This window comes from Aquimarina rubra, from assembly GCF_042684305.1.
In the GTDB taxonomy this organism is placed as follows: Bacteria; Bacteroidota; Bacteroidia; order Flavobacteriales; family Flavobacteriaceae; genus Aquimarina; species Aquimarina rubra.
The window spans coordinates 180,842-206,479 of record NZ_JBHULE010000019.1; the positions used below are offsets into that span (position 1 = coordinate 180,842).

Below are 25,638 nucleotides of genomic sequence, written 5' to 3' on the forward strand. Positions count from 1 at the left end.
AATTTAGGCGATTTTATTATGTGCTTCTACAGCCCTAATTCTGGCTCTTTTTAATCGCATTTTTAAAGCACTTTCATTTATTCCAAACAGGGTCTGTAATTCTTTTATAGATACATTATCGTGATATTTTAGCATCAGTATCGCTTTTTCTTCAGGATTAATCATTTCTAAAGCCTTCTCCAGTTTAGACAATTTAATTTCGAAAAAATCCTCATCTAATTCAGATTCCTCAGATGATATTTTGTATTCCTTATTTTTTATCCTGTCTGCAATACTTGATACTTTTTTTTCTTTATCACGACTAATGTAGTTCACACAAAAATTATAGGTAAACACGAACAACCAGGTAGAAAATTTTGCTCTGCCCTCAAATCCATTAATTTTATGGTACAATTTAATAAATACTTCTTGTGTAAGATCCTCAGCTTCATCCTCGCTCTTTACGAAACTAAAGCATTTCTGATAGACTTTTTTATGATACCGTTCGTATATTACACCAAAGTAAAGCTGATTCTGAGACCCTTTGATCTGCTCTACTAACTTCTCATCTGTTAAGTCTTTTGCATCCTTAAGTAGAATGCTAGATTTCTTTTCTTCAAGTATGGAAACTATATCCTTAACAGAGTTCATTTTCGTAACATTAATAACTTACTAAATATAGCAAAAATGTGACCTAACTCGGCATATTGTGTCTTAAAAGTAAACACAATACTTTTAATAATTATGTCAATATCAAAAATATACGAATCCGGCATTCAGAAGAATAATACTGCGCACTTTGCCAATATTGTAAATATGGCTTTTATAGACGGAGAAATAAATGATGATGAAAAAGAATTAGTAGCCAAGTTTGCTGAAAAACTAAATATTAACCAAGAACAATACGATCAGGTCCTTAAAGACCCTAAGAAGTATCCTTTAATTCCTGTGAGTTCTAAAGAAGAACGTTTGCAGCATTTATTTGACCTTTTCAAAATGATTTTTGCAGATCATTTTATTGATCAGGAAGAAATGAAATTGATTCATAATTATGCAATTGGTCTGGGATGCTCTAAGGAAAGGGCTCTGAAACTAATTAAAAAATCAATCCGGATTTTTCAAGGAAAGTTTGATTTTGAAGAGTATCAATATTTAGTGGAGCGTGAATAGGATATTGTTGATTTTCAGTTTCAACTATAACCAGTACAAATAATTAAATTTTGACAGAATACTCTTGTCTTAATAATTGGCGCTAAAAAAGGGAAAACAACCTTCTAAAAATCAGTCATTTAACTCTATTTTTTAAGAAACTCATAGTCTACTTTTGTGCTTACATAAAATTTAACTCTTAAAACAAAAAAAATGGTAGTTTCACACAAAATCAAGGACTATAGCACCTTAATTATTAGTAATTATTCAGGAGGAAAACAGATAGGATTTTTATATCTGTATGATGCAAATAATAAATACCTGGGATATTTTGGAATTATAAAGGATGGACAGGCATTACCACAAAATGTACAGCATTCTAATAATATCCTTAATATTTATTTCCACGAAGCAGAAATGGAAACATTGCTTGATACGCTTAGAAATGAAGATCCGGTGTACGTCAAGTTTCATACTACTCTAAAATGGGGATCGCTTAGTACCGGAAAAGAACCTGTTGGTGAAGGAGAAGACACTCCGTAAACAAAAGTTAACCAACTTATTTTTATCAATTTTGACAAACAAGTAAAAGCTTCAGAAACATTCTGAAGCTTTTTTTACATACATCTACTTTTATTTCATCCAACCTGCAAACAAGATTAACTCTTTCGAGACGTTTCGATGTTGAACACTATAAATTCATAAATAGTATTATTGCTTCTATCTTCTTTGATTTCATTTAAATCAAGTAATACTGTTGAATTTTTAAAGAAAAATTGATTGCGATATTACTTTTTTATTACATTTGATATAATCGATAATGAGTCTGATCAATACAGACGCATTGCCTACATAAATGGAAACTATTTTCAGATTCGGGCTTAGGGTGATAAAGAAGTCTACTCCAAAAGCTGCCTCAGGGATGGGGAACCGAATTCTAAGGCTGACTTCTAAAAAATATTATTCCGCACTTCAATTTTTTGAACGTACCACGTTCAATTACACCTATATGCTGCCACTATAAAAGTTTATTAATCATTGATTTTCTAGTTTTTGGTAAATACATTGATGAAACCAAATTCCAAATAGACTGAGGAGAATAAATAAAATGCAGCTTAGTAAAGATACCTGGTTCATTCTCACAAAATTCTAGAATAAATATTAACATATATGATGATTTAAGTAATGTAAAGGAATACATATTACACGAATGAACCAGAAAATAAAACAATAATGACGAACAATGAAAAATGCCTCATTCCACCTTGCTCTTCCTTGTGAAGATTTGGAAAAAACAAAACACTTTTACGTGTATAAACTTGGAGCTCAACTAGGAAGATCTTCAAATACCTGGCTTGATATTAATTTGAGGGGAAATCAAATAACTTTTACCAAGGCCGGGGTTTTTGATTTCAATTTTAAAAGCTATCGCTTAAGTGATCAAGTATTACCATCCTTTCACTTTGGAGTTATCGTTAACTCCGAAAGATGGAATATGCTATATCTGAGACTAATCTCGATGAATTTAGAAGTGACTAAAAAAGCGACTTTTTTCGAAAATAATGTAGGAGAACATGAATCTTTTTTTGTTAAAGACCCTAATGGATACATGGTAGAGTTTAAAAATTTTAAGAACAAAGATGAATTATTTGCTATACAACCATCCTAATAAACATGATAAACGAAATTTCTTTTTTTTCTATACGAGCATACTGTTCCAAGCTTATAATTAGTAAAGAACACTGCAAAACAGATATTTCGAGTAAGAAGATATTAGACTAAGATTAAAACGTAAAAAAAAGCGCTCATCAATTCGATTTAAAACAAGGTGCAGATGATACATCCAAAAACAGAAATACAATTTATCAATAACGATATCGGCTACGGAGTGGTAGCCAAAGAATTTATTCCAAAAGGCACCATCACTTGGGTCTTGGATAAGCTGGATCGCGAGTTTACTCCAAACGAACTAGAAAATATGGAACCTGTTTACAAAGATATCTTTGAGACATATGCCTACAAAAATAACAGAGGAAATCTTGTTTTATGTTGGGACAACGGAAGGTTTGTAAATCATAGTTTTAATGCAAATTGCCTTACCACTGCCTATAATTTTGAACTTGCGATCCGAGACATTTACCCTGGCGAACAGCTAACCGATGATTATGGTTATCTTAATATAGATCGCCCCTTTAGAGGAATAGAAGAAGGTACAAAACGCAAAATAGTGTATCCTGATGACTTGTTGAAATATCATGCACTCTGGGACAAGAAACTTCTCAGTGCTTTTAGACATGTTTCAAAAGTTCAACAGCCTTTGCTGGAATTAATTGACCAGGACCTATGGTCTCTCATTTTACTTATAGAAAAAGGTGAAGCGAAAATGGAATCTATAAGAACCAATTATTACGAAAGGAACAACGGTCAGATAATCCAATAAACAAGGGTAGAATATATAACCGCAAAACAAATGAAAATAAGAAAGCATAGAGAAAAATCACGACTCATCATATACAAAGAAAATGAGTTACTAGTATTCCAAAAAGTTAGCGATAAACTTGAATATGGACTTATAGGTGGTTTTCTAAAAAAAGGAGAATCACCTGAAGAAGCCTTGATTAGGGAAACCTACGAAGAAACATCTGTTAAACTTTCTTCAAAAGATCTTAAATACCATAGTGCGATTACTATTGATTTGGACAATAAGCAAAGACTTTCCAAACATTACTTTGTTTGTGAAGATTACACAAAACCGTTTATCCTTAAAGAACCTCATAAGTTTAGAAAAATCGATTGGGTGTATTGGAAAGATGCCGTAAAATTCTTGGGCAAATCAGATAGAAAAACAATCAAAGAACTGTTTAAACCTTGTAAAATTAATCATTAAAGATAATACAAATGAAAGGCTCTATTATTAACCAAAATGTGGAGTACGGAGTATTTAAAAAATACTATGACGGTTACTTCCAATTTATTATGGACAACGGAGATACACTAGTGTTTGAAGAGGCATCTCCTTTAGTTATCAGGAAATTTGACCTTAAATCTAATGTATTCCAAGGTAAAAGTTTTGAAATTACATATTCCGAATACATAGAGGATGATGATGATGATTTTATATGGTATAAAATTGAAAAATTAGAACTTGCTTAAAATAGAATCAATTAAGAATCAAATTTTTACACAGAAACCCTCAAAAATAAAATTTAGAAAACAGTTAATAAGTTACCCGTCACACGTACGTATCTGTAAGACAACTTACTAAAAGCCCCAGACTTGACGTGACAAAAATCTGGATCCTAACAATAAATAAGAATAACAACTAAATTTTAGATAAAATGAAAAAAACAATATATACACTATGCACAATGATCCTGTTATTTTTTTGCTGCCCACAGACAAATGCACAAGAAAGCATTGATCAGGACACGGAAACTATAACAGGAGTATTCGACACTTTTGATGGAGAAAATTTCATATTTAATATTACTGATGAAAACAATGAAGAAGATATTATGCTTTTTTCTAAAGCAAATGATGGAGTATTAACAAAATACAATCTAAGTGACGAAAAGTACAATGGCAAAACATTTAGCATTACCTTCATTTCTGAAACAGAAACAGAAGTTGATGAAGATGGCGATGAACAGGCATATACAGTTAGAACTATTATAGACTTGGAATTATTAGATTAACATCAAAAACATCATTATAATGAAAATAAATAAAAACTTATGGGTTATAGCTCTTTTCTTAGTGCTTTCCGTCTCCTGCAGAGACACTAAAAAAGAAATAAAAGAAGAAACCCAAACAGAAAAAGCAGTCCCTCAGAATGAGGAAGAAACCTCTAAAGATGAAAACTCAGAATCTGATGACATCGAAATTGAAGGTCAGAATGAAGAAAATGAAATCGAAGAAACTGAAGAAGTATTAGACACTCTTTCTGTAGAAGAATAATTAAACCGTGATTGAGAATTAGAGTACCCATAGGAATAATATGGGTACTTTTTTTGTTTAAACGGCCTTCATTAAAATTTTCAAAATCAATTAAGAGGTAAAAGTATTAATAGGATTAAGTTAGGTAACTTAAAAATTGCATCATTCCTTTCTTTTCAATCTACTTGAATATTTGCGTAAGATAATAATTGGACTCTATCCAAAATTAAAGCTCTTTTTACAGCTTTAAAAGACATCAATACAAAAGTCCCTTAGACTAATTTTGTCACAAAAAACATCAGCTTCTTCATTGTACCTTTTTTTAAAACTCACAAAAAACTCGTATAAATGATTAAGAATCCTATTAACTCCATCTCCCTAAAAAAGACATAGAATTTATCAAATGATCCTAGTTATTACATTTCTAAATTCACCTAAATTTCATCAGAATTGATGACTAAATGTGATCATAAGACACACCAAATTTCAAAAAAAAAGAACATCTTATCAATTTTTAGCATACATATTCTTTCCGAATTCTAAAAAAATTTGAAGCAATCAAAAACTAAAAAACTTACATCGCTTCAAAACAAGAAAAGCTACAAGAATAGTTATATATAACTGATTATCAGCAAAAATAATTAAATTTTAATTCCTTTATATAATTTCTACTCAGCGAAAAATTCTTTTTTGCGAATTTATATTTTTCACATTTTTTATACATTTAGCGAACGTTCGCTTTTTTTATCAAAAACTTTTTTATAATATTGTCCTGTAATTAATTTACTACATCACTTGGTAAAGAGTATTACAAAAAAAAGAATCTGGTAGACGCTACTAAGTAGCAATTGGAATTCAAATTATTAATAAAAACAAAATCAGGAAGGATGAAATCTCAAGTAAAAACTAAGACACTGGTTACCAATTGGGCTATTAATAATACGATTGATTACAATACGTATGATTACAGCGTCCAGAAAAAACAACTGTTTCAAACAAAGACATTAACCGTAAAATAGAATTTAAATCAATAACATTATGACTACTTATAATTCGGCACTTGATACTGTACGCACATTAAAAGCAAAACATGGAAATACATGGGCTACCATAAAACCAGAAAATGCAGCCCGTATTGCGGTACAAAACAGATTTAAAACAGGATTGGATATTGCTAAATACACAGCCTCTATTATGCGTAAAGATATGGCAGCATATGATGCTAATAGCGTAAACTACACCCAATCTCTAGGTTGCTGGCACGGTTTTGTTGCCCAACAAAAAATGATTGCCGTAAAAAAACATAAAGGCACAACCGATAAAACATACTTATATCTTTCTGGTTGGATGGTAGCGGCATTGCGCTCAGAATTAGGCCCTTTACCTGATCAATCCATGCACGAAAAAACTTCGGTTCCTAAGTTAATTGAAGAAATCTATACCTTCTTGCGTCAGGCTGATGCAGTAGAATTAAATGATCTTTTTCGTCGTTTGGATGCAGGTGAAGATGTACAAGCTGAGATCGATAATTTCGAAACACACGTTGTACCTATCATCGCTGATATTGATGCAGGTTTTGGTAACGAAGAAGCAACGTATCTTCTAGCTAAAAAAATGATCGAAGCGGGTGCTTGTGCTCTTCAAATCGAAAATCAAGTATCTGACGCTAAGCAATGTGGACATCAAGATGGTAAAGTAACTGTTCCGCACGAAGATTTTATAGCTAAGTTAAACGCACTTCGATATGCGTTCTTAGAACTTGGTGTAGACGAAGGTGTAATTGTTGCCAGAACAGATTCTGAAGGTGCCGGTTTAACACAAAAACTACCAGTTTCTCAGGAGGAAGGAGACTTAGCATCACAGTATATGGATTTTGTTGACGCAGAAGAAGTTTCAATGGAAGAAGTGAACGAAAATGATGTATTATTTAAACGTAATGGCAAATTAGTTCGTCCGGTAAGATTACCAAATGGTTTATATAAATTTAAAGACGGTTCAAATATTGATCGTGTTGTATTAGATTGTGTTACCAGTCTGCAAAATGGCGCAGATTTATTGTGGATCGAGACTCCTACTCCAAATGTGAAGCAAATTGCACATATGGTAAATCGCGTAAAAGAACAGGTGCCAAATGCCAAGTTGGTATACAACAACTCCCCTTCTTTTAATTGGACAATCAATTTCCGTCAGCAGGCATTTGATTTGATGGTAGAGCAAGGTGAGGACACATCTGCTTACAATCGTGCCGAGCTAATGGACGCTAAATATGATGGTACTGAATTATCTAAACGAGCAGATGAAATGATTCGATTGTTCCAGGCAGAAGCATCACGTGATGCTGGTGTATTCCATCACCTAATCACATTGCCAACATACCATACTACGGCATTGCATATGAATGATCTGGTAGAAGGTTATTTTGGAGACGAGGGAATGTTAGCGTATGTGGATTCTGTGCAACGTCAGGAAATACGTAAAGGAGTATCTTGTGTAAAACACCAACGTATGGCAGGTTCAGACTTAGGAGATGATCATAAGACGTTCTTTGCAGGTGAAAAAGCGTTAAAAGCTGGTGGAGAAAAAAATACCAGTAATCAATTTGAAATTAAAGCAACTACTGAAGAACCAGTAATGGCTTTAGATAAATAAAACTTCAGTTGAAGTTATTTTAGAAAGGTGACCTAATCATAGGTCACCTTTCTTATTTTGGTTCAAAAACCTTCAATGTCACCTTTTAATTACAATGGTTTATCCCATATCCAATATTTTTTATTTCCTATATAACCGCTGATATAATCTAAAAACTCATCGGCTAAATCATTTTTAGCTTCTAAGTCAAATGATTGATAAACTTGTGCAATAAAATGTACGGTATCGTAGGTGTTTTGTTGGGACAATCCCAATTTTTTATACTCAAGCAAACACCTATATCCTTGTTCTGATAGTTCCTGAAAGTTAGTACCGTTAAAGCAACATAGTATCTGTTGTATTTCGTTAAATAATTCTAATGTTATTTGCGTTAGGTTTTCTTTTAAAACAATAGGCCGCACTTTTCCTTTAACAATAGGAATCATTATAGTTGTAAACGAATTGGTTACACCGCTTTTTGATAGTATTAAATTTGCTACTTCATCAGGAGATTTCAGCTTTTGTAGGTGATACGCTGGCTGATGGTCTATATATGTAAAACAATAATAATCTCCTGTAATGGTTAGGGTTTTGTCTAAGTCAATATTTCTACCCTTGATAGGTACACCTGAGGGTTGATGTATCAGTAGGGACTCGTTCAGAATATTATTTTCTTGATCAAAAAGTAACCATTCCCAAAGTTCTTGAGTTGTAAAGCTGCCTTCTATTTCTTTAAAATGAATAGTAGATAATTGTTGTAAAATAGATATTAAGTTATATTTCAATTTTGTGAGCTTTTTATAACTTCATTTTAAATTTCAGGCAGTACTTTACCGTCTCGATTTACTTTTTTCAAAATCCAAAGCAAACCTTCAAATAGCACCTTAGGACTTGTAGTATATTCCTCCTTGATTCCATTATGTTCTGATGTTAATTTAGGATATGAAACCATAAAGTAACCTGATTCTGATCCTTTTTGAATAATTACAGGTTCTTTAGCCTTACTAAAATATACTTCAATCGTTTCTAAATTTATCAGATTAATTTCTGCCTGTCCGTATCTACTTTTTAAATCTATATATAACTCTTCCATATAATAGTAAGCAGGGTTATTATTCTGCCCAATCATTTTGTTGGATGACTTTTATTTTGGTGATATTGTTTAAATCTATATCAATAATTGCACCTGTATCCCCATAACAAATTAGGTGCTCGTTCTTCACTTCGGCTTTGTTTATGGGATTTGAAAATGTAAAAAAAATAGCCCAATTTAATTCTCCTGTTACCGTTATTGAAGCAATGTAGCCTTCGTTACCCATAGCTCCATCACCAAATACAAATTTTTGATTTTCATACTCAAAAGCACCGTGATAAATGTCTATTTCGGTCCAAATATCATCATCATACTTCAGAATTCCTTCTAATGTTGTATCACATAATGGAAACCAAAAGCGTTTGTTTTTTTTAGTTTCCGTTTCAATAACACTATAGGTATTCGCAATGGTAAACGTTCCATCTCCATAGGTGATGCAATCATAACCCGGTAGATAGCCTTCTTTCCATTTGTCTTGTATTTTTTTATTCATCTTCATCATTCTCTAAAAATTCTAATTTGTAAAGCTCTATTTTTTTAAATTTCCGGGAAATGTTCTTTTAATAAAGGAATTAACTGTTTCCATTCTAATCCTGCTTGTACCAAATAATCAATTTTGTATTCAAGTTCATACGGTCTTTCGATTTTATCATTTTCATTATATTCCTCAAAGGGTGTTAAAAATCCATTCATTGCATTTAACACGTGTACTCTCTCCTCTTTATTATTAACCTCACTGAGCCTTTTTTTTGCTATAATAATTCGGAAGCTTTTCAGCGTATTCATACAGAATGGTATTTCTTTAGTATACATTTTTCTGGCATACTCTAGTATGATTTTTTCATAGTCCTTAATATGCATACTCATCAACGCTATGGCGTCTAAAAGAAATAATTGGGTTCGTGCATGAAATTCTTTTGTGTCATTAAGTTTATGTAAGTTGATTACTTGATACAATTCTTCCATCTCTTCTAAGAACTCTAAATCATCAAAATCTATTTCCTCTATTTCCTTAATAAAACGCTTTGGTAAACAATCTAAAAACTGTTGTACTTCTTCTATTTTTTCTGTTACAAAATCTGTATCATTTAATTTTTGAATCTCAATTTTTTCTTCTTCCATTGGAAGTAGCTCATCATTAAATGAACTGCACAATTGATATTTAAAATAAATCAACTCTTTTCCTATGCTTAAATACACTAAGGCGTTTAAAAAATGTGGTTTTACTGTTTCGTTTGACCACTGATACTCATCAAAATCTAATTCTAATCGCCATTGTCTGTTTCCTCCCCAAGTAGCATATTCAAACCTACAAATGATTGGTAATGCGTGGTAGAATTGTCTTTCTTTTAATACTTGTTCATATCGGTGATGTATCGTTTGTTTGATAGCAGAAAACTGATTTCGTAAAAGAGTATTTATTTCCTTATAAAATAAGGTATTTTCTACTAGTTCTATTTCTTTGTTTTTGGCAATTAACTTTGTCCAACTTTTATAGTACCAATCGTCTTCTGTTGGCAGTCGATGCTCTGGACAATCAAAGGTTTCCTGTACAAAAAACAGGCTTTCATTTTTTACGCTCTCTTCTGTCCATAAATTCATTAAGTCGTGCTTATCGTTCATTTGTCTTAGCTCTGCTTTATAATTTTTGAAACAACACAGCCCACCAAACATACCATTTCCAACAGGATGATAGTTAGAGTACTTACAACTCAAACAAGTTTTTAAATAGATATTTGGAGGCAATTGATCTTGCAATGCAATTAGAGCATCTTCCATCCATTCGAGCTTTTTTTCAACTTTAAACTCACCAAAAGATGTCGTTAATAGCAAACTAGTTAGTTCGCTATCTAATCCATCAATCGTAGTAGTTTCACCTACTTCTATATGCGCTACTAAGTTTTCTGTAAAGATTTGGTTGGATAGGGAATTGTAAAATTGTGTAGGAATTGTTATAGTAAGTTTAAAGTTGGTTACATCTCCAGAACCATCAGCAAACATCTCATAGTCAAATTTAGAATCATCTATTTCTTCTGCAGTAAGCATTTCAAAATCTGTACCTTCAAAATCAATACCTCTTAGGGTAAAATACATATCGCTGCCATCAGATTTTATAATAATTTCTTCGGTGCCTCTTTTATCTTGATATGTTGCTGGGTATTCTCTCATTGTATTTTTTATTCTATTAAATAACAGAATCCAATATCAGTAACGGTACTTTGTGTTCCTTTTGCTATTGGATTGATTCGAAACTCAAACGTAGCTTCTTGTTCGTTGTCCTGTATTGTAAATCCTCCCAAAATAGTAACAGCGTAACAACCGTTTTGAAGCGTAACACTTTGTCTTACACCCATTTTTATTGCCTCTTTTAAACGATTCATTCCATTTTCTAAAGTCCAGTTTTTCAAATAAGGAACAGTCACTAAACAAATTTCATTATTGATTACATTCAAAACGTATCCACTTTTTTTAAATGATAAAGCGCTTGTTTCTTTATCAAATTCAGAAGTTTGATTGTTGATATTAAAAAAAATAGTGTATGGTTGATTACTAATATTACTCATAGGTATCATTACTCCATTTTGAGTAGCTAATTCAGCACTTTCATTGGTTGTAAATTCATACATTAAATCGTCTGACAAATTATTTTCTTTTTTAAATTGTAAAAGACTGGCGGGATCCGTTAAAAAGAAATAATCCCAAGTATCGTTTAAGCATTCTACAAATTTTATCATACTATCCTCTAATTTTTATTCCCACACTTTATTTTGATATGCTTGGTATGCTTCTCCATAAGTCATAGTATTAGTGCGTTTTGACCATTTTATCAGATTCTCTTCTGGTTCATCTGTGTCGGAAATACTAAATAATACTAAAATGGCTTTCTGTAAGTTATCCTTGAAAAAATTATCATGTTGTAATTCTTCCAATACTTCTACGCAAGTTTCAAATAACTGTTTTTTAAAAGCCTCAAAATTTACATTTTCTCTTAAAACCTCTTTATTTAAAGTTTTACAAATAGCATTTACTTCATCATTTGCTCCATCTGATGTATACCATTCAGCAGGTTCAAATTCATATACTTCTTTATATAATGGATCTTCTTTTTGCATTTTTTGTAAGTGGGTACTGGTGTTTGTATATGGAACTACTGTCATAGCACCATCATCACTTACCAATGCAAATCCACAAATTTCTTTTCCGTATTTGTTTAGATTTTCTAAAAAGGCATTTTTAGTGGCCGTTTTTATTTGCTGCTTCAATGATTCAAAATTCATTTTCAATAGGTTTCTTTAATTCGATCTAGAAAATACTATCATCTTATTCCAACATATAGGTCACATAGTATCTTCCTTTACTATCCTCTTTCATCAAGGTATCTCTTTGATTAAAAGCTATATCCATTTTTGTATTTTGAGTTAATACAGTTCGTATGGCACCCACCTCCTTTTCTACTACCCAAATAGGTAATTCGCCAGCAGAAAAAGAATCTAGATAACATTGCATTAAATTACCAAACCAACCTGAATCGGCTCCTATCCATAACTTGTTTGTAGGAACTAGTCCCCAAGGTGTTTTTGGACCAAATCCAAAATCAGAATATACTATGGATGTATCTGTTTTTTCATCCATAGCAATCGTCCAGCACTCATAGGTGTCATCAGCTACTCCGTAGTCCCAGTCTCTTGTATGAGCAATGGGTTTGGGCACAAGTAATGATACCAATTCATTTTTGACAGTAGGGTTTGTAATCATCAATAACTCTTGTTGTACTAATTGTTTTATGTTTTCTGCAGTGCGTTTCATTTATTTTTATTCTTATGGCTTACTTATAGCCATATATAATTATTGTTCCTTTTTCTTCTTCAAAAGGGATATTCAACTTGTTCAATAGTTGAATCAATTCTGTGGTTTCATCTAGTATTTTTGGAGGAACTAACCGTCCTATGTTTTTTCTGTGTTTTGGTCTTATTTCGAGCCATTCGATAGTAAAGAATATAGGAAGGCCTTCTTCCCAAAAACTCGACCAATCTCCTAAAAAAGCAGGTTCATTTTCAATCTCACTAAACCTAAATTTGATTTCATTCCATTGTACTAACTTTTCGTTATACGCAGGTGGAAATGGTAGGGTTTCTATTCCTTGCTGTAACTCCAACCACTTGGTATCGTTCATTACTGATGACAACTTTTTACTGGCTACAATTTTTTTAATTTGTTTTTTGAGTTTTACAATATCTGCATCGTTTTCTGTAAGATATTTGTATTTCTCAAACAATGTCATCCCCTTTAAGTCAACAGCGTTATAGAGATTGTATTTGTCTTCGTTTGTCATAAATCGATTTCATTGTTATTAAAGTTCCCTTCTCTCCCCTATCCCAATACTTCCGTTAACTCCAATTATTAGTGCCTTTTTACTTTTCAGGTTTAAAACAATGTTCATTTCATCTTCATACATAAAGGGAATCCAATATTTATATAGTGTTTCCCAATCGGTTTCTGCTGCAGTATACCTTCCCCAAAAAAAGTATATGATATCATTATCATTCCAATCTAGTCTGTGCTTAACGTTTTTTTCAAATGCTGAATAATCATCCTTATTCCAACTTGTACCCCAACTCCATTCGTTTGCAAAAGATTGAATATTTTTAATATTCCAATCCTCGTCAGACCTTACCATCATTAAATGACGATGCTTTTCAGAAACATGTTTATTCCAAAGTTCTTTCGAATAGTTTTCTGACAAGGGTTTAATTTTATTTGGGATGGTTTCATTGTCATTAAAAAAACGTTGCGAGCATTCCACAAAAAAATCTTTAATGTAAAACCAATCCTTAAAGTCAATATGTTTTTTATTTTCTTCGATTGCTAAGATTTCAGCTTGTGCATCTTTCCATTTTTGTATGGCAGTTTCTACTGTTTCCTTTTCTGACAGCAATTGCTTTGCTTCGGTTAACCCAATATTTAAGGTATTTCTAATATGTTTTATATCTTCTATATTCATATTACAGAAAAGGATGTTTAGAGCGTCCTTTTAGTATTCCTGGACGTTATTACTGTACTACCTTTTGTTTTATTGGTTATGGTTTATAAAAGTCAATTTGCTGAAATTTTTTCTGTTTATCAAAAACAATTTGTAGCCCATAAAATGTCCATATTCCTTGATAATCAATTTGATTCCAATCTTTGGGTGTAACAACAAAAGAAAATGAACTATCTATTTCGCTATACATAATTTCTGAAGCGACATTGAAATCCTTTTTTAGTGCGCCCTGAATTGCATCTATCGAATTAGGTGCTTTTGTAATAATTTTTATCGTATTCCGAATCTCTGTAATGGCCTTATCTTTCTTTATAATTCGTTCTATATACGATTGTTTTTCTTTCCATTGGAATAGATTAAAACCAAGAGATGGTATCAAAATAGAAATCAAAGTGATTATGAGTAATCTGCGGTTGTTTTTTCTATTCATTGATGTTTTTTTAATTGAATTTCTTTTGTTAGTAATAAATTATTTCTTTGCGTCATTCCAAACTTGTTTTGGAATCTCATCATAACTAATACTTTGATGAGAAGCTGAAACAAGTTCAGCTTGACGAAAACTACTATTCTTAATTACGGATAATCATATTTTCTTAAAATTTATTTAGTCTCCTACCATTTTTAGGTCAATTCCTTTATCAGAAAAATAGTCCATCAATGCTCTAAATTCTATAATATCAATAGTTTTTTGCTTGTTTACATTCAAGTCTGTTTTATGAATGTAACTATCTATTATTTTTATCATCAGTTTTTGATGGTCGACAGTAAGATTTGTATCTCCATAACGATCCACATATATTCCTGTCCAATTTTTGAATTCTGTATATATTTCCTCTAGATGATTGTTTTTATGATCATCGATTCCAAATAAATACTCATTGTTACTAAGTCTATGAAAGTCTAATGCCATTTTTTTTATAATTTAACTACCATTGACATATTATGTATCGTATTGATTTTTAAAGATTTAAAAAGTTACAATCTTAAACTTTATCTCTTGGATTTAACCTTTTTCATTTTCTTTGCTCGCCCAAAGAAAACGAAACAAAAGAAAAGGCGCTTTTTCCAAGGTATTTTTAAGCTTCACTTAAAACCAGGTTTATTTTGCTAAAATCTTTCCAAGGCTTCAAGATTTTTTAACTCAAAATAAATCTTATACTGGTGGAAAAAGGTTTTCAAAGCGCTGCTTTGTAACGTCAATCCACACACGGGATAAAATTTATTTACAATCTCGAGAAGACACTCCTGATCCCATCAAAAATCTTCCAACACGTATCTTTATCTAGACCTTCTGGTCTACTCACTTTCCAATGTCCCATGCTTGCTTTTAAAGTTTGGTGCATACTAAACAATTGGTACACCAACTTTTTTTCTATAGTTTTTTTGTCCGCATAATATTCTTCTATACATTTTAGTGCTTCTAAAAACTCGGTTATTCGCTCTTCTTCTATATCAGCACTCATTCTAAAGAGTACATCTAAACCATTTTGTGCATTAAACTCTTTATGTATTAATTTTTTGGCCTGCGTAATATCCATTGACTTTATTTTTTTATCAATTTGTAAACAAGTACTCCTGTTAAAATAAGTCCACAAAGTGCAAGGATCCCATATACTTCTTTCGCTTGTTCTTTATAAACCACTCCATCTTCTAGAGATAAAAATGTGCCTTCAGTATTATAATCAAGATTTGCTCTTTGTATATACATCCAAATAAAGAAAGAGGTAAAACATCCTATTATTAATATTATAACGTAGTGTATATATTTCATTTCGTAATCATTTAAGAAAAGGTAAGGATAAAAGTATTTGTTTGCTGCTAACCATATTATAATTGAGTTTTGTTAAGTATGATATCAGCCTTAATTACTGTTTTTTTAAATGAATATATTTCTCACCACAATCATATAATTTCACATAATAATTCATTGCATTGCCATAATTTTGAATAAGGATTTCTTCTGCAGTATAAAGGCATTCTACTCCGATTTTTCGTTTTCCTATTTTCTTCAATCTGTCATATTCTTTTGATTTTTCAGGATCATCTTCTGCTAAACTTACATCAAAATAATCCTCTGCATATTCTATATTTTCCAAGTTTATATACAATTCATCACCTCTGATAAAACGAACCTTACCTTTTAAGTTTCTCTCGCTTGAACTATATTTATAAAAATACGCGCCTTTTGACTTGAATAAAGAGAGTGTTAGACCACACATTTCATCATAATATTTTCCTTCTATAGTTTTGGGCAAAGGCTGTACTTTATCTTTTATGATATCCAAGGTTAATGGATATCCTTTATTGGTTTTACTATTCATCCATTTTCCATGAATGCCCGATCTTCTGATAGTTCCCTTTATTATAGCAGTAGTGTCGTTTTTAAAATCTAATTCATAGGCTATTAAAGTATCCTTTTTTATATGACCACGTATGCTGATATCTATTCCTGTTTTTTCATAATAATAAAATCCTGACACGTTTCCATTTTCATTTTCTAAATGAAATACAACGTCTAAGTTGGTTCCAATTTTCCCTTTGTAGTTACCTAATGAAACTTCTTCGTTTAGTTCTGCTGTGTTTGACTTTTCTATTTCTGAAATTTGATTATCATTAGGCTCAGGTTGTATCGAATCATTAGCATTCTCTTTCTTCTGTGAACAGGAAGTGAATACTATACAGGTTAAAAGAAATACTATTTTGTTCATTTTTTTACTTATAATAAAGAGTTAGCTATCTGTGATTTATGTTTTTTAATGCACTCCAATGCCGTCAAACATTAACAGGCTTATTGCAGTGTCTTTATATTTTGTTCCTTCGTACACTTGAATTATCTCGAATTTTAGTTTTGTCTCCGTATTTACCGGAAATTTGATTTCGCCAATGTCAATAGTTTGGATTTCAAAAGAATCCAAAAGATGTAACATAGCAAATGGTTTGTCATTAAGATATACTTTCAACCGCTTAATCCGGGAATTATTTTTCCAAGTCGTCTTACTTTTTTTATATCCGTTTGCCAATATTATTCGATTAATTCCTAGACCTCCGTTGTAGTCTTTCATTTCGCTAAAATCAAAACGATATTCAATAAATTCTCCAATTCCATAATCAGGTTTTCCCTCTACCCAAGCTGTGTTTTTATCAAAATCGTGTGTATTTTTTGGTGCGTAATTTATCCCGTTATTTTCTTTCAATTGAGACGAAGCGCTAATTGACTTTACAGAACCTCCGCAATACCAGTTGCAACCTTTTAAAAATATTAATTTACCAATTGGTTTATCAGGTGCCTCATAATCTTCGTAGTCAAAAAAATTAGCATCCTTTTCTTGAACTGCGTGAATTATTTTTAACTCTTGCGAGAACAAAGTGGAGCTTAATGCTAAAATAAAGATGGTTAATTTAATTTTCATATCGTTTCGAAGAGCTTTTACTAACTCTGTTTTATACAACGTGATGGCTGCGATTATTTCTTAATATTATTTCCATTCCTATCTAGAATCACTATTTCTGTCAAATCCATATCTTTTCTTTCCATAAGATGTTCTTCTATTTCTCTCAATGTACCTTCATGTTCACAAATCAAACCGTTCCAATTATATTCACAAGTATAGATTCCATTTTCTTTGAGATATTCCTTCTTTTGATTTTCGATTTCAGTTAGTCTTTGTTTTTCTGCCTTTTCTATTTCGCTAAAATCGCTTAGTAGAAGATTCCCTTTGTCCTTTAAAACCCTTGAAACTTCTTGTAATAAATTATCATTCAATTTTTTCCCAACAGCTTCGTATTTCTTTTCATTAATTTTCAAGTATTCAGTTTTATTTGATTTTAAATATTCTTTAAAATTCGAATCATATAAACTTTTCTTTTCTTCATAAATATTTTTAATCAATAAATTATTCTTCTGAATAGTCATTATATCTATACCGTTAATTGTTATCCAAATAGGTGTAGAATATATTAATTCATAACAGATATCTAATTTCACCTCTTCTCTATGACAAAAAAAATGAATTTCATATGCCAATTGTTTTTCTTCAAATTCGGAGAAACCTACATCCTTTAGAAAATCAAAATGCTTTAGTATGCTATATTTTATGTCTTGATGAAGATTCATTCTATTACTGTTAAAATCTCTGCTTTTTTATATTTCATTAATCGAATCCGTCATTGATTCATTGATAGTGTTCTTTAAACCAGTTTGATTAAAGGAAGCTCTTTTTCCAAAACTTCTTTTTGACCTTTTTTTAAATACCTCGGTAAGATTCTCAAATGCTTTAATTTTTTTAGTTCTAATAAAGGTGAAATGTCATAATTTTTATTTTCCGTATTTAAAATGAAGTTTAAATACTCCAGATTTGTTAGTTTTGAAAGAGGTTTCATACTCTTAATTGCTTTTCCAGTTCCACTCATTTTCCCGTGATCTAACCATAACTCCTTTAATTGAGGCAGTGTTTCGAGTGGTGTCAAATCGTAAAGATTGTTTATTCCATAGATATATAGTGTTTCTATTTTTTTTAAATCTTTCAAAAAATCAATGCTTTCAACTTTTATCAATCCATCTAATATCAAAACTTTTAACGATTTTAATGCAGATAAACTCGGAATAGATTCCTTTTTGTTATTAGAAATATGGAGGTATTTTAGATTAGGTAAAGAAGATAAAACATCTATCTGATTTTCATCAATATCATTTGTTATTATTGCTTCAATAACATCATTATTTGCCAAATGGTTATAATTAGAATATTTCAACTTTACCTTTTTGGGAGGTGTAATTATCTCAATTATTTTAGCATTTTTGGATAACTCTGATATATCAAATGGACAGCGTACAGTTCCTTCTATAACTCCTAAATGAGGATAACTAGAAGGTGATTTGTTTTCAGATAAATAATTATTCCAATTCATTTTGTTTCCTTTTTAATAATCTATTAGTTATCGATGTAATCCATTTATATTTCATGAATCGCATCCGTCATTGATTCATTCATAGTATTCTTCTCACTAATCTTGATTTCGAACCCTGAAGAAATGCATTCAAAACTTCTATCATGAAAAGTAAAAATATAGTGTTCATATTTTCTTCCATCGCGTGAATATTCTGAGATGGTTTTGTATTGATTCTCAATAGCTGATATCCAGGATGAATGATTAACTTTTTGAAATTCGTAGTCCATTAATCCTGAAGCACCTAATGGATATTTTTCGATCATATTTTCATCTGGCATCCCCATTTTGAATTCAAAACAATGAGAGAATATAATTTGGCATATAGTGTCATCGTCTGTATAATAGGATAAGACAACCTTATGTTCACTTGCCACTATAGTCGGGCACGGTGCTCCTATACTACATTCTGGATGGTTATCTATTATTACTATTTCGTTCATTTTGTCAATGTATTACAACTCGTTTATAAATACACTTTTTTATGTTTATCTGCCTACATACAGGTTATAAAGCAACTTCTATATAAATTAAGCATATTCATTTTTATGATCCTATAATGAATCAATATCAGTCGGGTGGTAATTTATATTCGTAAAATTTAGTTGAAAACAACCGCCGATTGGACTCTTGTATATGAATAGATATATAACCAAATTTTTTACACTCCTTTTTTGGGCACTTTCAATTCAAATATTTCAATCGCCTTCTGAAAATCCACCCCAAGTTCTCCTCTCCATCCTGCTAGGGGTAAAACTATGTCAGAACGAGCTGGTTGATTATCAAACTCTGCATTGCTAGGTAATATTCCTAATATAGCTAGTGTTTGTAAAATCCCATATCTCTTGTATTTATCTGTTTTTGGTAAAAGTTTTTCTTTAGCTATTCTTTTTTCAAGTTGTCCTGGTGTTTCATTTTTATCTGAATCATCAATAGACAAAAGAAGTTTTACCAAAAGCTCTTTGTCTTTTTCATAAATCTCTGGCTTCGGATATTGAAGTATGTCTTCTAATTCTGCCGCAAAGTGCTTAGGGGATTCATTCCAAGAATGTCCCAAGTAATATGTAAATAAATTATGAGTACTATCTTCGGTTGTACTTTCAGGTAATCCGCAAATAGCGCAGCCTGAATATTTTTTGGAAGCTATGTAGGTATGTTCTTCAACCTTTTGTAGATATAAAAAGCTAATTAAAGTTTGCCTATATCTCGGAAAATCTCCTGTTATACCTTTTAAAAACAATGCTTTAGAAAACTCCAACGTAAGTTTTTTATTCTCCTTCAATTTTAAGAAACTATTTATAAAATCATCGTGCGTCCATTTTTCAATCTTATTTGGAATAAGGTTATTTTCCTTTAAAATATTCCATTGTTCTTGAGAAAGAAAATCAGTTTTATAACCAACAATCCCATCATACTGAGTTTCGTAATCCGTGTTTGCGTGGTGATAAACCTTTTTAAGGATTCCTATGGCTTTGCTCTTCTCTTTTAAAATCATAACTATTTCTTTAAATTATCCTAATGGCTTATATACGATAGTTGGCTAATATTCGTAGGCTAGAACTCCATATCCGTGAAATTCAGATTACATATCATCTTTCCAACGATGAGGATTTTCTGCTACAAGTCCGAAAGAAGTTAAGTGAAAATCATTTGTGTCTAATCCTTCGATATCATTTAAATTTTCAAACGTTAACTCCACACCGCTATTTAATCGTAAAAGCACCCCTAATTTGTCTGTTTTCTTCTTGAAATCGATGTTCTGTGCATTTAATGACTCTAAAACAAATCGTAAATTCAGTTTACCAATATCATTAAAAATCCATTTGTTAAGTTTTAATTGTTTACTATTTTCTAATTTCCCTTCGTACCAATAATCTGAAAATATCAAATACAGCTTTTTATTTTCAAAATGTAACTCAATACCACCGTAGGTCCAGATATTTACCTCTTCTGTCAAAAAACTGGCGTCATAGCAATCTGGATCCGGAAAATTATTGATGATCCATTCTTTGGTTTGTCCTAGTTTTAAATAATCGAATTTTCCCGTTTTAAAAAACTCCAAAAAATCAATTTCTATAGGGGTTGATAATTTCATTTTACTAATTAATATTGACGCTCTACTAGGGTTCGTTTATGTTGTTCGTTTATTTCATAATTAAAAAATCTCCAGTCAATGGTCTTAATTCCTCATTATTAAGTTTAACCTCAGTCCAATACTTTCTTTCATCAGATTCATGATCTTCAATTAATCTATATTCGGAAGATGGTGTTTTTGTAATTTTTTCAGGAATCATAATGATATTTAAATCTGGATTGATTTGATTATCCATTCCTTTTTTCAACCATTTAATTGCGTTATTAATATTCTTTTTTCTATCCACTAATTCCTTAGTACTATCTATTCGCAATTCTTCAACAATTTTATTTGTTTCAGAATTTAAAAGCTTAATTACGTGATTATAGTTAATTTCCATTTCTCATGTTTAAAAAATAAAGTAATCCATTTCTATGGGGGTTTTTAGTTTCATTTATTTAGAATTACCGATAAGATTCTATTATTAGCGAATACTTTTGGACCTTGTTTAATCACTATTAGACCAAGTTAATATTCCGTTTAAAGGATACTCTTTAAATCCACTAATAAGTTCATTATTTGGGTTATCATAAATTTTTATTCTAATCCAGGCTTCGTGGGATTCCTTTAACCTGTTTAAGTCTATTTCGATACATTCATGCAAACCTGATGTAGCCATAATTGTATGTATTTCTTTTGCATCTTCAAGATCAATACCTTTGATAGCTCCACTTCCTTTATATTTCGATCCTTGAAAATATGCTGTCAGCTCAATTTCCGGACTCAAAAACTCTTTGTTTTTCTCTTTATAATCATTAGCTAATGGCACATACACGCCTTCAATTTTTGGGTGAAGACAACTAGTTCCTCCTGTTTGGTTAGAAATCATGATACCAGAAGGAAACTCTATGATGAGCCCTAATCCAACCGAATCCCAAATTTGAATCAAAGGTTTATCCATATAATTGTTTGTACTTATTACTGATAGTATTGTGACACCCTCTATCATTTATAGATATCTTTTCTATCTATTTTGTTACCTGTTTAAACTTGCTTTATTCATTTTTCTCTACGGTTACTTGTATTATGTAACCAAAGTCTAATCTCATTTAAATCATTTTCAGTAAGGTTATCTGCGCATTCTACAAGCTTCGTCTCACCGCCTTGGCCTTTTTGATATTGAATGTTAAAGTTATTGTCTTCGTCATTATACCGTATATACACCATGGGTAAATCATATCTTTCATTGTAATTTTTTCCAGTTGATAATCCCAATGCTCTATGTGATTGACTCGGGTAAAACTCATCCCAAAACCAACAGTCTTTAGATGGTGAATCAATTCGAGTAAGGCTTGTAGATTCTGATTTTCATGATGAATCCATACTTCACACCAGGAAACCATGGTATTCCATTGGACAAGTCTATCCTCAGACTCCATTCCCTTACTTATTTCTTGATATCGATCTCTTATATTCAAAATGCTTTTTATATGTTTTATAATTCCCAAAACCCATATTCATCAATCAGGCTATCGAACACATCTTCATTTTTTGTACAGGTCAATATCATATCACTTATTTGATTTTCTTTATCAAGAAAATACAAGAGTATAGTTTCAGGATTCCAATAGATAGACAATCCATTTCCATTCACTATTTGTCTAAAATCATTATGTAAATTATCTATAAAATTCTTAGATTTTTTATTGTTATGATATTCACTAATATCCAGAGATGCAAAATATCGAAATCCACTTTTTGCTTTATTATGAAAGCTTTCATCAGACATCACACATTGAAGATATATAATCGTTTCGATAAATTGATCTACATGTAGTTCTTCACTATACCATTCAACATCTTTATCAAAACTTTGATCAGTGGTTTGATACACTGTTTTTGAATCTGCTAAATCAACAGCCCAATGCAATACAGACTGATTTTCTTGAAGAAACACCAACTTATTATCCTTGATAAATAGTTCTGTAATTTCAGCTAAATGATGAAAGCCATCAGAGAATAAAGTATTGTTTCCGGCGGTACTATACAATTCTTTGAGTACCGATGGGATTTTAATATTCAACCGTTTTTCTTGTTCCAGAATACTAGCTTTCTGTATCCCTTCTTCTGAAAAAAGAGTTCTTCCTATTATTTTTTCTATTGTTTTTTTTAGATTCATCTCATCCGTTCAAAATGAAGAAATTATTCACCTAGTTTTAGCTTACTATTTTCTCAAAAGCTGTAAGTATATTTTTTATATCGTTGAGCGTTTCTTCTCGTTCTTCTTGCATACACATTTCAAACAAAACATAGTTATCAGGAGTATTATAAATTGTTTGCAAAGCATTATAAATAGGTATGATTTCCTCTTTTTCTGCTTGAAATTTCAATACTTTATTGCCGAATGCTTTGGTTAAGTCTACTTGGCCATTTAATTGAGCTTCGACAATTATTGCTGAAAGTGCAATAATCAAATCTTCGAAATGAATGTATTGCTCGAATTTTGAATTCGTGAATTGTACATTATTATCGGTTCGTTCTTTAAGTACATCAGGATTATCAATATACTTTTTTACATCGATATTAGTATATATTAAATCCATAGTGAGCGTATCATCAGTTATGTTTTCTACTAGCTCTAAAAAATCACCGCCAAAATCAGAGCCAAATGCAGTGTCTTTCCAATTTTCTATCATATTCTAATATAGTTTAAAAACATTATTATAATTTAAAACATCTATCCTTCCATATCCAAAAAGGCACACGTCCTATACCATAAAAAACAGCTATTTCGGGATTTTGCAATTGTTTTTTGAATTCTTTATCCACTAATTTGTTCCCTGCTAGATTGACTTCTTTCAAATTTGGCAAGGTGTTCAATACACTTATATCTGAGATTTCATTTTCATATAAATTCAACCGTTCTAAACTTTTTAAATTTGCTAGCCCCTCTATATTTTGAATCTTATTTTCTGAAAGATTCAACATTTTTAAATTAGTAAGCTTATCAAGATTTTTAATCACAGAAAGGTTACGACATGCTAGATCTAATTTTTCGAGATTTGGTAAATTATCAAAACAAGTTGTGGTTTCTATATCTACCCATAGAATATACAACACCTTAAGTTTACTCAGTTTTCCTAGATGAATGTTATTGGTCGCTTGAATTTTTAGATTCTCTAGGTTTGGAAATTGTTCTAATGAATAAATTTCGTACTCTTTATCTACTTCTAACACCAGTGTTTTAAGAGAATCCATAGCAGGTATTTTATTAATATCGATGCTTTCTTCTATGGATAAATATTCTAGATTCTTTATCGTTTCCAAACCATGGATTTTGCAATCACAAAAGAGCGTCAACTTTTTTAAATGCTTCAAATGTTCAAACCCAATAAACTTGAATGTATTCGTTCCACCTAAAACCAACTCTTCAATATTCTTAAGATGTTGAAGATCTAGTACTATTGGTTCTGTAGGTTCTGACTCAATATCTATATATACATCTAGTTTGGACAAGGTACTTAGGGATAAAACACTTTCTGTTGCCGCTATAGATTGCACTTCGATATCTAAAGATTCTAATGCCGTAAACTCTCTAATAGCTTCCATATTGGCTACCTCATCTTCATTAATCTTTAGTTTTTTTAACTGATGTTGTAGTGGCCCTATTTTTTTAAAATCTTTGAGTCCAAGTTGATGAGGATCGGTTTCAATTTCTATGCGTTCTAATTTCTTGAAATATTGTAAGGCTTCTGGATCTATACATTCTGATTGATTGAAAGATATTTTTTTAATTTGATCTGCTATGGGCAAAAAATCACTAAGCAAAACTGAGCTATAGGTAAACTCTAATTTTTCAAGTTGAGAAAAATTAGACAAGAAAGCAGTTGAATTAGGCACATACTGATGAAAATGTAAACTTTTGATATACTGTGCTACAGATACTAAATTATGTAAATCAACTTTTGCTTTTGGGTTAGTTCGCTCTTCGCCCACAATGCATTCTTTAATTAGAAAAGAGGCTTGTTGATCTTGTGGAGACTCTCTATCTTTAATACTTGTTGAAGAATCTATCTCTAATTCTTTTAATTCAGTAAACGCGGATAATTTTCTGATACTACCTACTGAACAGCTATTAATAGTAATCCCGTGTAGGCCTTTGGAGATTGGTGCGAAAAAACTAATGTCTTCAATCTTCATTTTAGTAATGGATAACCAGGTAAAATTTCTATCAGGATTTGGCTTATATAAACGATCCTTATCTGATTGTTTCAAGGTTACACCGTTTAATCGCAAATCGTATAGTTTGGGGAACAGGTTTACTTCATAAAAATTATGAAGGGTACAATTGGTAATAAAAACATGATCTAGATTCTTAGCCATAGGTTGTAATACGCCAAGATGCTTAATTTCCATATTTTTTAGGTTTACCTGCCTTAAATTCCCATCATAATCAGTGGTACAGCGTTTGTTTTGGTAAAGTTCATCTAAATCCTGAATACAAACATTGTCTAACGTTACATTACACAAACCTTCAAAATTGTATAACTCAGCAATATTTCCAATAGTACAGTTAATCAATTTTAAGGTGTGCAAGTTTTTTGAGAAAGGTAACAGCAACTCAATATCATCAATCTTAATGTCTTCTAACTTTAATTCTTTAATACCTTCTAATTGTGTCCAAGTAGTATAGGTATTTACTTGGTTTTTGTTGTTGTAATCATGCTTTTCAAGCTTTATATTAAATAATTGTTCTATTTGTTGAATTTGGGTTTCCATTTACTGATTACT

37 protein-coding genes are annotated in these 25,638 nt (G+C 31.2%); 10 read left to right on the top strand and 27 right to left on the bottom strand.

The genetic code is table 11. The annotated features are described in order from the left end of the window. Positions 1–3: 3 nt before the first annotated feature. Complete coding sequence (locus ACFSR1_RS09255) at positions 4–630, bottom strand: RNA polymerase sigma factor (RefSeq protein WP_378291795.1); 627 nt, start codon at positions 628–630, stop codon at positions 4–6. A gap of 93 nt (positions 631–723) precedes the next feature. On the opposite strand from ACFSR1_RS09255, the gene ACFSR1_RS09260 reads away from it, so the two are divergent. The 10 genes from ACFSR1_RS09260 (at position 724) to ACFSR1_RS09305 (ending at position 7,713) form a co-directional block, all read left to right on the top strand. After that, positions 724–1,149, top strand: coding sequence for a tellurite resistance TerB family protein (locus ACFSR1_RS09260; RefSeq protein ID WP_378291797.1), 426 nt, complete (start codon positions 724–726; stop codon positions 1,147–1,149). 192 nt (positions 1,150–1,341) lie between these two features. Then, positions 1,342–1,671, top strand: a complete 330-nt coding sequence (locus tag ACFSR1_RS09265; RefSeq protein WP_378291798.1) for a hypothetical protein — start codon at positions 1,342–1,344, stop codon at positions 1,669–1,671. A gap of 700 nt (positions 1,672–2,371) precedes the next feature. Beyond that, positions 2,372–2,797 (top strand): VOC family protein, encoded by a 426-nt coding sequence (locus ACFSR1_RS09270; RefSeq protein WP_378291800.1) that lies wholly within the window; start codon positions 2,372–2,374, stop codon positions 2,795–2,797. Positions 2,798–2,962: 165 nt separating this feature from the next. Continuing rightward, positions 2,963–3,568 (top strand): SET domain-containing protein, encoded by a 606-nt coding sequence (locus ACFSR1_RS09275; protein WP_378291802.1) that lies wholly within the window; start codon positions 2,963–2,965, stop codon positions 3,566–3,568. Positions 3,569–3,598: 30 nt separating this feature from the next. After that, the gene (locus ACFSR1_RS09280) at positions 3,599–4,015 is read left to right on the top strand and encodes an NUDIX hydrolase (protein WP_378291804.1); all 417 of its coding nucleotides are present in this window, start codon (positions 3,599–3,601) and stop codon (positions 4,013–4,015) included. A gap of 11 nt (positions 4,016–4,026) precedes the next feature. Then, complete coding sequence (locus tag ACFSR1_RS09285) at positions 4,027–4,281, top strand: hypothetical protein (protein ID WP_378291806.1); 255 nt, start codon at positions 4,027–4,029, stop codon at positions 4,279–4,281. 185 nt (positions 4,282–4,466) lie between these two features. Continuing rightward, positions 4,467–4,823, top strand: coding sequence for a hypothetical protein (locus ACFSR1_RS09290; protein ID WP_378291808.1), 357 nt, complete (start codon positions 4,467–4,469; stop codon positions 4,821–4,823). A 19-nt stretch (positions 4,824–4,842) separates the two neighbouring features. Next, the gene (locus tag ACFSR1_RS09295) at positions 4,843–5,085 is read left to right on the top strand and encodes a hypothetical protein (protein ID WP_378291810.1); all 243 of its coding nucleotides are present in this window, start codon (positions 4,843–4,845) and stop codon (positions 5,083–5,085) included. An 866-nt stretch (positions 5,086–5,951) separates the two neighbouring features. Further along, complete coding sequence (locus ACFSR1_RS09300) at positions 5,952–6,083, top strand: hypothetical protein (protein WP_378291811.1); 132 nt, start codon at positions 5,952–5,954, stop codon at positions 6,081–6,083. Positions 6,084–6,102: 19 nt separating this feature from the next. Next, positions 6,103–7,713 (top strand): isocitrate lyase, encoded by a 1,611-nt coding sequence (locus ACFSR1_RS09305; protein WP_378291813.1) that lies wholly within the window; start codon positions 6,103–6,105, stop codon positions 7,711–7,713. An 89-nt stretch (positions 7,714–7,802) separates the two neighbouring features. Here ACFSR1_RS09305 and ACFSR1_RS09310 read toward each other — a convergent pair whose 3' ends face one another. From ACFSR1_RS09310 to ACFSR1_RS09435, 26 genes are all read right to left on the bottom strand, one after another. Then, positions 7,803–8,477: a hypothetical protein gene (locus ACFSR1_RS09310; protein ID WP_378291815.1), complete on the bottom strand. Its 675-nt coding sequence runs from the start codon at positions 8,475–8,477 to the stop codon at positions 7,803–7,805. A 26-nt stretch (positions 8,478–8,503) separates the two neighbouring features. After that, complete coding sequence (locus ACFSR1_RS09315) at positions 8,504–8,785, bottom strand: hypothetical protein (protein ID WP_378291817.1); 282 nt, start codon at positions 8,783–8,785, stop codon at positions 8,504–8,506. 19 nt (positions 8,786–8,804) lie between these two features. After that, positions 8,805–9,278, bottom strand: coding sequence for a hypothetical protein (locus ACFSR1_RS09320; protein ID WP_378291818.1), 474 nt, complete (start codon positions 9,276–9,278; stop codon positions 8,805–8,807). A gap of 44 nt (positions 9,279–9,322) precedes the next feature. After that, entirely contained in the window at positions 9,323–10,954 is a 1,632-nt protein-coding gene (locus ACFSR1_RS09325) for a DUF6304 family protein (protein ID WP_378291820.1), read from the bottom strand. An 8-nt stretch (positions 10,955–10,962) separates the two neighbouring features. Further along, positions 10,963–11,520 (bottom strand): hypothetical protein, encoded by a 558-nt coding sequence (locus ACFSR1_RS09330; protein ID WP_378291822.1) that lies wholly within the window; start codon positions 11,518–11,520, stop codon positions 10,963–10,965. Between the two features lie 15 nt (positions 11,521–11,535). Next, the gene (locus ACFSR1_RS09335; protein ID WP_378291823.1) at positions 11,536–12,063 is read right to left on the bottom strand and encodes a DUF4303 domain-containing protein; all 528 of its coding nucleotides are present in this window, start codon (positions 12,061–12,063) and stop codon (positions 11,536–11,538) included. 43 nt (positions 12,064–12,106) lie between these two features. Next, on the bottom strand, positions 12,107–12,592 hold the full coding sequence (locus ACFSR1_RS09340; RefSeq protein ID WP_378291825.1) for a hypothetical protein: 486 nt from the start codon (positions 12,590–12,592) through the stop codon (positions 12,107–12,109). A gap of 19 nt (positions 12,593–12,611) precedes the next feature. Next, positions 12,612–13,118: a DUF6678 family protein gene (locus tag ACFSR1_RS09345; protein WP_378291827.1), complete on the bottom strand. Its 507-nt coding sequence runs from the start codon at positions 13,116–13,118 to the stop codon at positions 12,612–12,614. Positions 13,119–13,136: 18 nt separating this feature from the next. Further along, complete coding sequence (locus ACFSR1_RS09350) at positions 13,137–13,787, bottom strand: DUF2947 family protein (RefSeq protein ID WP_378291829.1); 651 nt, start codon at positions 13,785–13,787, stop codon at positions 13,137–13,139. Positions 13,788–13,863: 76 nt separating this feature from the next. Continuing rightward, positions 13,864–14,256 carry a hypothetical protein gene (locus ACFSR1_RS09355; protein ID WP_378291830.1) on the bottom strand — a complete coding sequence of 131 codons (393 nt, stop codon included), beginning with the start codon at positions 14,254–14,256 and terminating at the stop codon, positions 13,864–13,866. Positions 14,257–14,430: 174 nt separating this feature from the next. After that, on the bottom strand, positions 14,431–14,736 hold the full coding sequence (locus tag ACFSR1_RS09360; protein WP_378291832.1) for a hypothetical protein: 306 nt from the start codon (positions 14,734–14,736) through the stop codon (positions 14,431–14,433). A 313-nt stretch (positions 14,737–15,049) separates the two neighbouring features. Continuing rightward, positions 15,050–15,364, bottom strand: coding sequence for a hypothetical protein (locus ACFSR1_RS09365; RefSeq protein WP_378291834.1), 315 nt, complete (start codon positions 15,362–15,364; stop codon positions 15,050–15,052). 5 nt (positions 15,365–15,369) lie between these two features. Next, positions 15,370–15,597, bottom strand: a complete 228-nt coding sequence (locus ACFSR1_RS09370; protein WP_378291835.1) for a hypothetical protein — start codon at positions 15,595–15,597, stop codon at positions 15,370–15,372. 94 nt (positions 15,598–15,691) lie between these two features. Beyond that, entirely contained in the window at positions 15,692–16,534 is an 843-nt protein-coding gene (locus tag ACFSR1_RS09375; RefSeq protein WP_378291837.1) for a hypothetical protein, read from the bottom strand. A 45-nt stretch (positions 16,535–16,579) separates the two neighbouring features. Further along, complete coding sequence (locus tag ACFSR1_RS09380) at positions 16,580–17,236, bottom strand: NADase-type glycan-binding domain-containing protein (protein WP_378291839.1); 657 nt, start codon at positions 17,234–17,236, stop codon at positions 16,580–16,582. A 53-nt stretch (positions 17,237–17,289) separates the two neighbouring features. Then, positions 17,290–17,940, bottom strand: coding sequence for a hypothetical protein (locus ACFSR1_RS09385; protein WP_378291840.1), 651 nt, complete (start codon positions 17,938–17,940; stop codon positions 17,290–17,292). A 74-nt stretch (positions 17,941–18,014) separates the two neighbouring features. Beyond that, complete coding sequence (locus ACFSR1_RS09390; RefSeq protein WP_378291842.1) at positions 18,015–18,734, bottom strand: leucine-rich repeat domain-containing protein; 720 nt, start codon at positions 18,732–18,734, stop codon at positions 18,015–18,017. Between the two features lie 44 nt (positions 18,735–18,778). Next, complete coding sequence (locus ACFSR1_RS09395) at positions 18,779–19,216, bottom strand: hypothetical protein (protein ID WP_378291844.1); 438 nt, start codon at positions 19,214–19,216, stop codon at positions 18,779–18,781. A gap of 218 nt (positions 19,217–19,434) precedes the next feature. After that, positions 19,435–20,268: a hypothetical protein gene (locus ACFSR1_RS09400; protein ID WP_378291846.1), complete on the bottom strand. Its 834-nt coding sequence runs from the start codon at positions 20,266–20,268 to the stop codon at positions 19,435–19,437. Positions 20,269–20,355: 87 nt separating this feature from the next. Continuing rightward, positions 20,356–20,868: a hypothetical protein gene (locus tag ACFSR1_RS09405; RefSeq protein ID WP_378291847.1), complete on the bottom strand. Its 513-nt coding sequence runs from the start codon at positions 20,866–20,868 to the stop codon at positions 20,356–20,358. 49 nt (positions 20,869–20,917) lie between these two features. Then, positions 20,918–21,247, bottom strand: a complete 330-nt coding sequence (locus ACFSR1_RS09410; RefSeq protein WP_378291849.1) for a hypothetical protein — start codon at positions 21,245–21,247, stop codon at positions 20,918–20,920. Between the two features lie 108 nt (positions 21,248–21,355). Then, the gene (locus ACFSR1_RS09415; protein WP_378291851.1) at positions 21,356–21,808 is read right to left on the bottom strand and encodes a DUF6210 family protein; all 453 of its coding nucleotides are present in this window, start codon (positions 21,806–21,808) and stop codon (positions 21,356–21,358) included. A gap of 98 nt (positions 21,809–21,906) precedes the next feature. Continuing rightward, positions 21,907–22,122, bottom strand: a complete 216-nt coding sequence (locus ACFSR1_RS09420; protein ID WP_378291853.1) for a hypothetical protein — start codon at positions 22,120–22,122, stop codon at positions 21,907–21,909. 220 nt (positions 22,123–22,342) lie between these two features. Next, complete coding sequence (locus ACFSR1_RS09425; RefSeq protein WP_378291854.1) at positions 22,343–23,026, bottom strand: hypothetical protein; 684 nt, start codon at positions 23,024–23,026, stop codon at positions 22,343–22,345. Between the two features lie 37 nt (positions 23,027–23,063). Further along, positions 23,064–23,543 carry an imm68 putative immunity domain-containing protein gene (locus ACFSR1_RS09430; protein ID WP_378291856.1) on the bottom strand — a complete coding sequence of 160 codons (480 nt, stop codon included), beginning with the start codon at positions 23,541–23,543 and terminating at the stop codon, positions 23,064–23,066. A 25-nt stretch (positions 23,544–23,568) separates the two neighbouring features. Next, positions 23,569–25,626 carry a leucine-rich repeat domain-containing protein gene (locus ACFSR1_RS09435; protein WP_378291858.1) on the bottom strand — a complete coding sequence of 686 codons (2,058 nt, stop codon included), beginning with the start codon at positions 25,624–25,626 and terminating at the stop codon, positions 23,569–23,571. Positions 25,627–25,638 lie beyond the last annotated feature (12 nt).

What these genes read in the sequence shown, in the direction of transcription:
- ACFSR1_RS09255 (WP_378291795.1), bottom strand. Translation starts at nt 630, where the DNA reads ATGAACTCTGTTAAGGATATAGTTTCCATACTTGAAGAAAAGAAATCT.
- ACFSR1_RS09300 (WP_378291811.1), top strand. Translation starts at nt 5,952, where the DNA reads ATGAAATCTCAAGTAAAAACTAAGACACTGGTTACCAATTGGGCTATT.
- ACFSR1_RS09385 (WP_378291840.1), bottom strand. Translation starts at nt 17,940, where the DNA reads ATGAATCTTCATCAAGACATAAAATATAGCATACTAAAGCATTTTGAT.
- ACFSR1_RS09390 (WP_378291842.1), bottom strand. Translation starts at nt 18,734, where the DNA reads ATGAATTGGAATAATTATTTATCTGAAAACAAATCACCTTCTAGTTAT.
- ACFSR1_RS09380 (WP_378291839.1), bottom strand. Translation starts at nt 17,236, where the DNA reads ATGAAAATTAAATTAACCATCTTTATTTTAGCATTAAGCTCCACTTTG.
- ACFSR1_RS09435 (WP_378291858.1), bottom strand. Translation starts at nt 25,626, where the DNA reads ATGGAAACCCAAATTCAACAAATAGAACAATTATTTAATATAAAGCTT.
- ACFSR1_RS09350 (WP_378291829.1), bottom strand. Translation starts at nt 13,787, where the DNA reads ATGAATATAGAAGATATAAAACATATTAGAAATACCTTAAATATTGGG.
- ACFSR1_RS09410 (WP_378291849.1), bottom strand. Translation starts at nt 21,247, where the DNA reads ATGGAAATTAACTATAATCACGTAATTAAGCTTTTAAATTCTGAAACA.
- ACFSR1_RS09330 (WP_378291822.1), bottom strand. Translation starts at nt 11,520, where the DNA reads ATGATAAAATTTGTAGAATGCTTAAACGATACTTGGGATTATTTCTTT.
- ACFSR1_RS09375 (WP_378291837.1), bottom strand. Translation starts at nt 16,534, where the DNA reads ATGAACAAAATAGTATTTCTTTTAACCTGTATAGTATTCACTTCCTGT.
- ACFSR1_RS09365 (WP_378291834.1), bottom strand. Translation starts at nt 15,364, where the DNA reads ATGGATATTACGCAGGCCAAAAAATTAATACATAAAGAGTTTAATGCA.
- ACFSR1_RS09425 (WP_378291854.1), bottom strand. Translation starts at nt 23,026, where the DNA reads ATGAATCTAAAAAAAACAATAGAAAAAATAATAGGAAGAACTCTTTTT.
- ACFSR1_RS09265 (WP_378291798.1), top strand. Translation starts at nt 1,342, where the DNA reads ATGGTAGTTTCACACAAAATCAAGGACTATAGCACCTTAATTATTAGT.
- ACFSR1_RS09345 (WP_378291827.1), bottom strand. Translation starts at nt 13,118, where the DNA reads ATGACAAACGAAGACAAATACAATCTCTATAACGCTGTTGACTTAAAG.
- ACFSR1_RS09320 (WP_378291818.1), bottom strand. Translation starts at nt 9,278, where the DNA reads ATGAATAAAAAAATACAAGACAAATGGAAAGAAGGCTATCTACCGGGT.
- ACFSR1_RS09400 (WP_378291846.1), bottom strand. Translation starts at nt 20,268, where the DNA reads ATGATTTTAAAAGAGAAGAGCAAAGCCATAGGAATCCTTAAAAAGGTT.
- ACFSR1_RS09360 (WP_378291832.1), bottom strand. Translation starts at nt 14,736, where the DNA reads ATGGCATTAGACTTTCATAGACTTAGTAACAATGAGTATTTATTTGGA.
- ACFSR1_RS09260 (WP_378291797.1), top strand. Translation starts at nt 724, where the DNA reads ATGTCAATATCAAAAATATACGAATCCGGCATTCAGAAGAATAATACT.
- ACFSR1_RS09335 (WP_378291823.1), bottom strand. Translation starts at nt 12,063, where the DNA reads ATGAATTTTGAATCATTGAAGCAGCAAATAAAAACGGCCACTAAAAAT.
- ACFSR1_RS09290 (WP_378291808.1), top strand. Translation starts at nt 4,467, where the DNA reads ATGAAAAAAACAATATATACACTATGCACAATGATCCTGTTATTTTTT.
- ACFSR1_RS09340 (WP_378291825.1), bottom strand. Translation starts at nt 12,592, where the DNA reads ATGAAACGCACTGCAGAAAACATAAAACAATTAGTACAACAAGAGTTA.
- ACFSR1_RS09285 (WP_378291806.1), top strand. Translation starts at nt 4,027, where the DNA reads ATGAAAGGCTCTATTATTAACCAAAATGTGGAGTACGGAGTATTTAAA.
- ACFSR1_RS09325 (WP_378291820.1), bottom strand. Translation starts at nt 10,954, where the DNA reads ATGAGAGAATACCCAGCAACATATCAAGATAAAAGAGGCACCGAAGAA.
- ACFSR1_RS09315 (WP_378291817.1), bottom strand. Translation starts at nt 8,785, where the DNA reads ATGGAAGAGTTATATATAGATTTAAAAAGTAGATACGGACAGGCAGAA.
- ACFSR1_RS09270 (WP_378291800.1), top strand. Translation starts at nt 2,372, where the DNA reads ATGAAAAATGCCTCATTCCACCTTGCTCTTCCTTGTGAAGATTTGGAA.
- ACFSR1_RS09280 (WP_378291804.1), top strand. Translation starts at nt 3,599, where the DNA reads ATGAAAATAAGAAAGCATAGAGAAAAATCACGACTCATCATATACAAA.
- ACFSR1_RS09275 (WP_378291802.1), top strand. Translation starts at nt 2,963, where the DNA reads ATGATACATCCAAAAACAGAAATACAATTTATCAATAACGATATCGGC.
- ACFSR1_RS09415 (WP_378291851.1), bottom strand. Translation starts at nt 21,808, where the DNA reads ATGGATAAACCTTTGATTCAAATTTGGGATTCGGTTGGATTAGGGCTC.
- ACFSR1_RS09305 (WP_378291813.1), top strand. Translation starts at nt 6,103, where the DNA reads ATGACTACTTATAATTCGGCACTTGATACTGTACGCACATTAAAAGCA.
- ACFSR1_RS09395 (WP_378291844.1), bottom strand. Translation starts at nt 19,216, where the DNA reads ATGAACGAAATAGTAATAATAGATAACCATCCAGAATGTAGTATAGGA.
- ACFSR1_RS09430 (WP_378291856.1), bottom strand. Translation starts at nt 23,543, where the DNA reads ATGATAGAAAATTGGAAAGACACTGCATTTGGCTCTGATTTTGGCGGT.
- ACFSR1_RS09355 (WP_378291830.1), bottom strand. Translation starts at nt 14,256, where the DNA reads ATGAATAGAAAAAACAACCGCAGATTACTCATAATCACTTTGATTTCT.
- ACFSR1_RS09405 (WP_378291847.1), bottom strand. Translation starts at nt 20,868, where the DNA reads ATGAAATTATCAACCCCTATAGAAATTGATTTTTTGGAGTTTTTTAAA.
- ACFSR1_RS09370 (WP_378291835.1), bottom strand. Translation starts at nt 15,597, where the DNA reads ATGAAATATATACACTACGTTATAATATTAATAATAGGATGTTTTACC.
- ACFSR1_RS09295 (WP_378291810.1), top strand. Translation starts at nt 4,843, where the DNA reads ATGAAAATAAATAAAAACTTATGGGTTATAGCTCTTTTCTTAGTGCTT.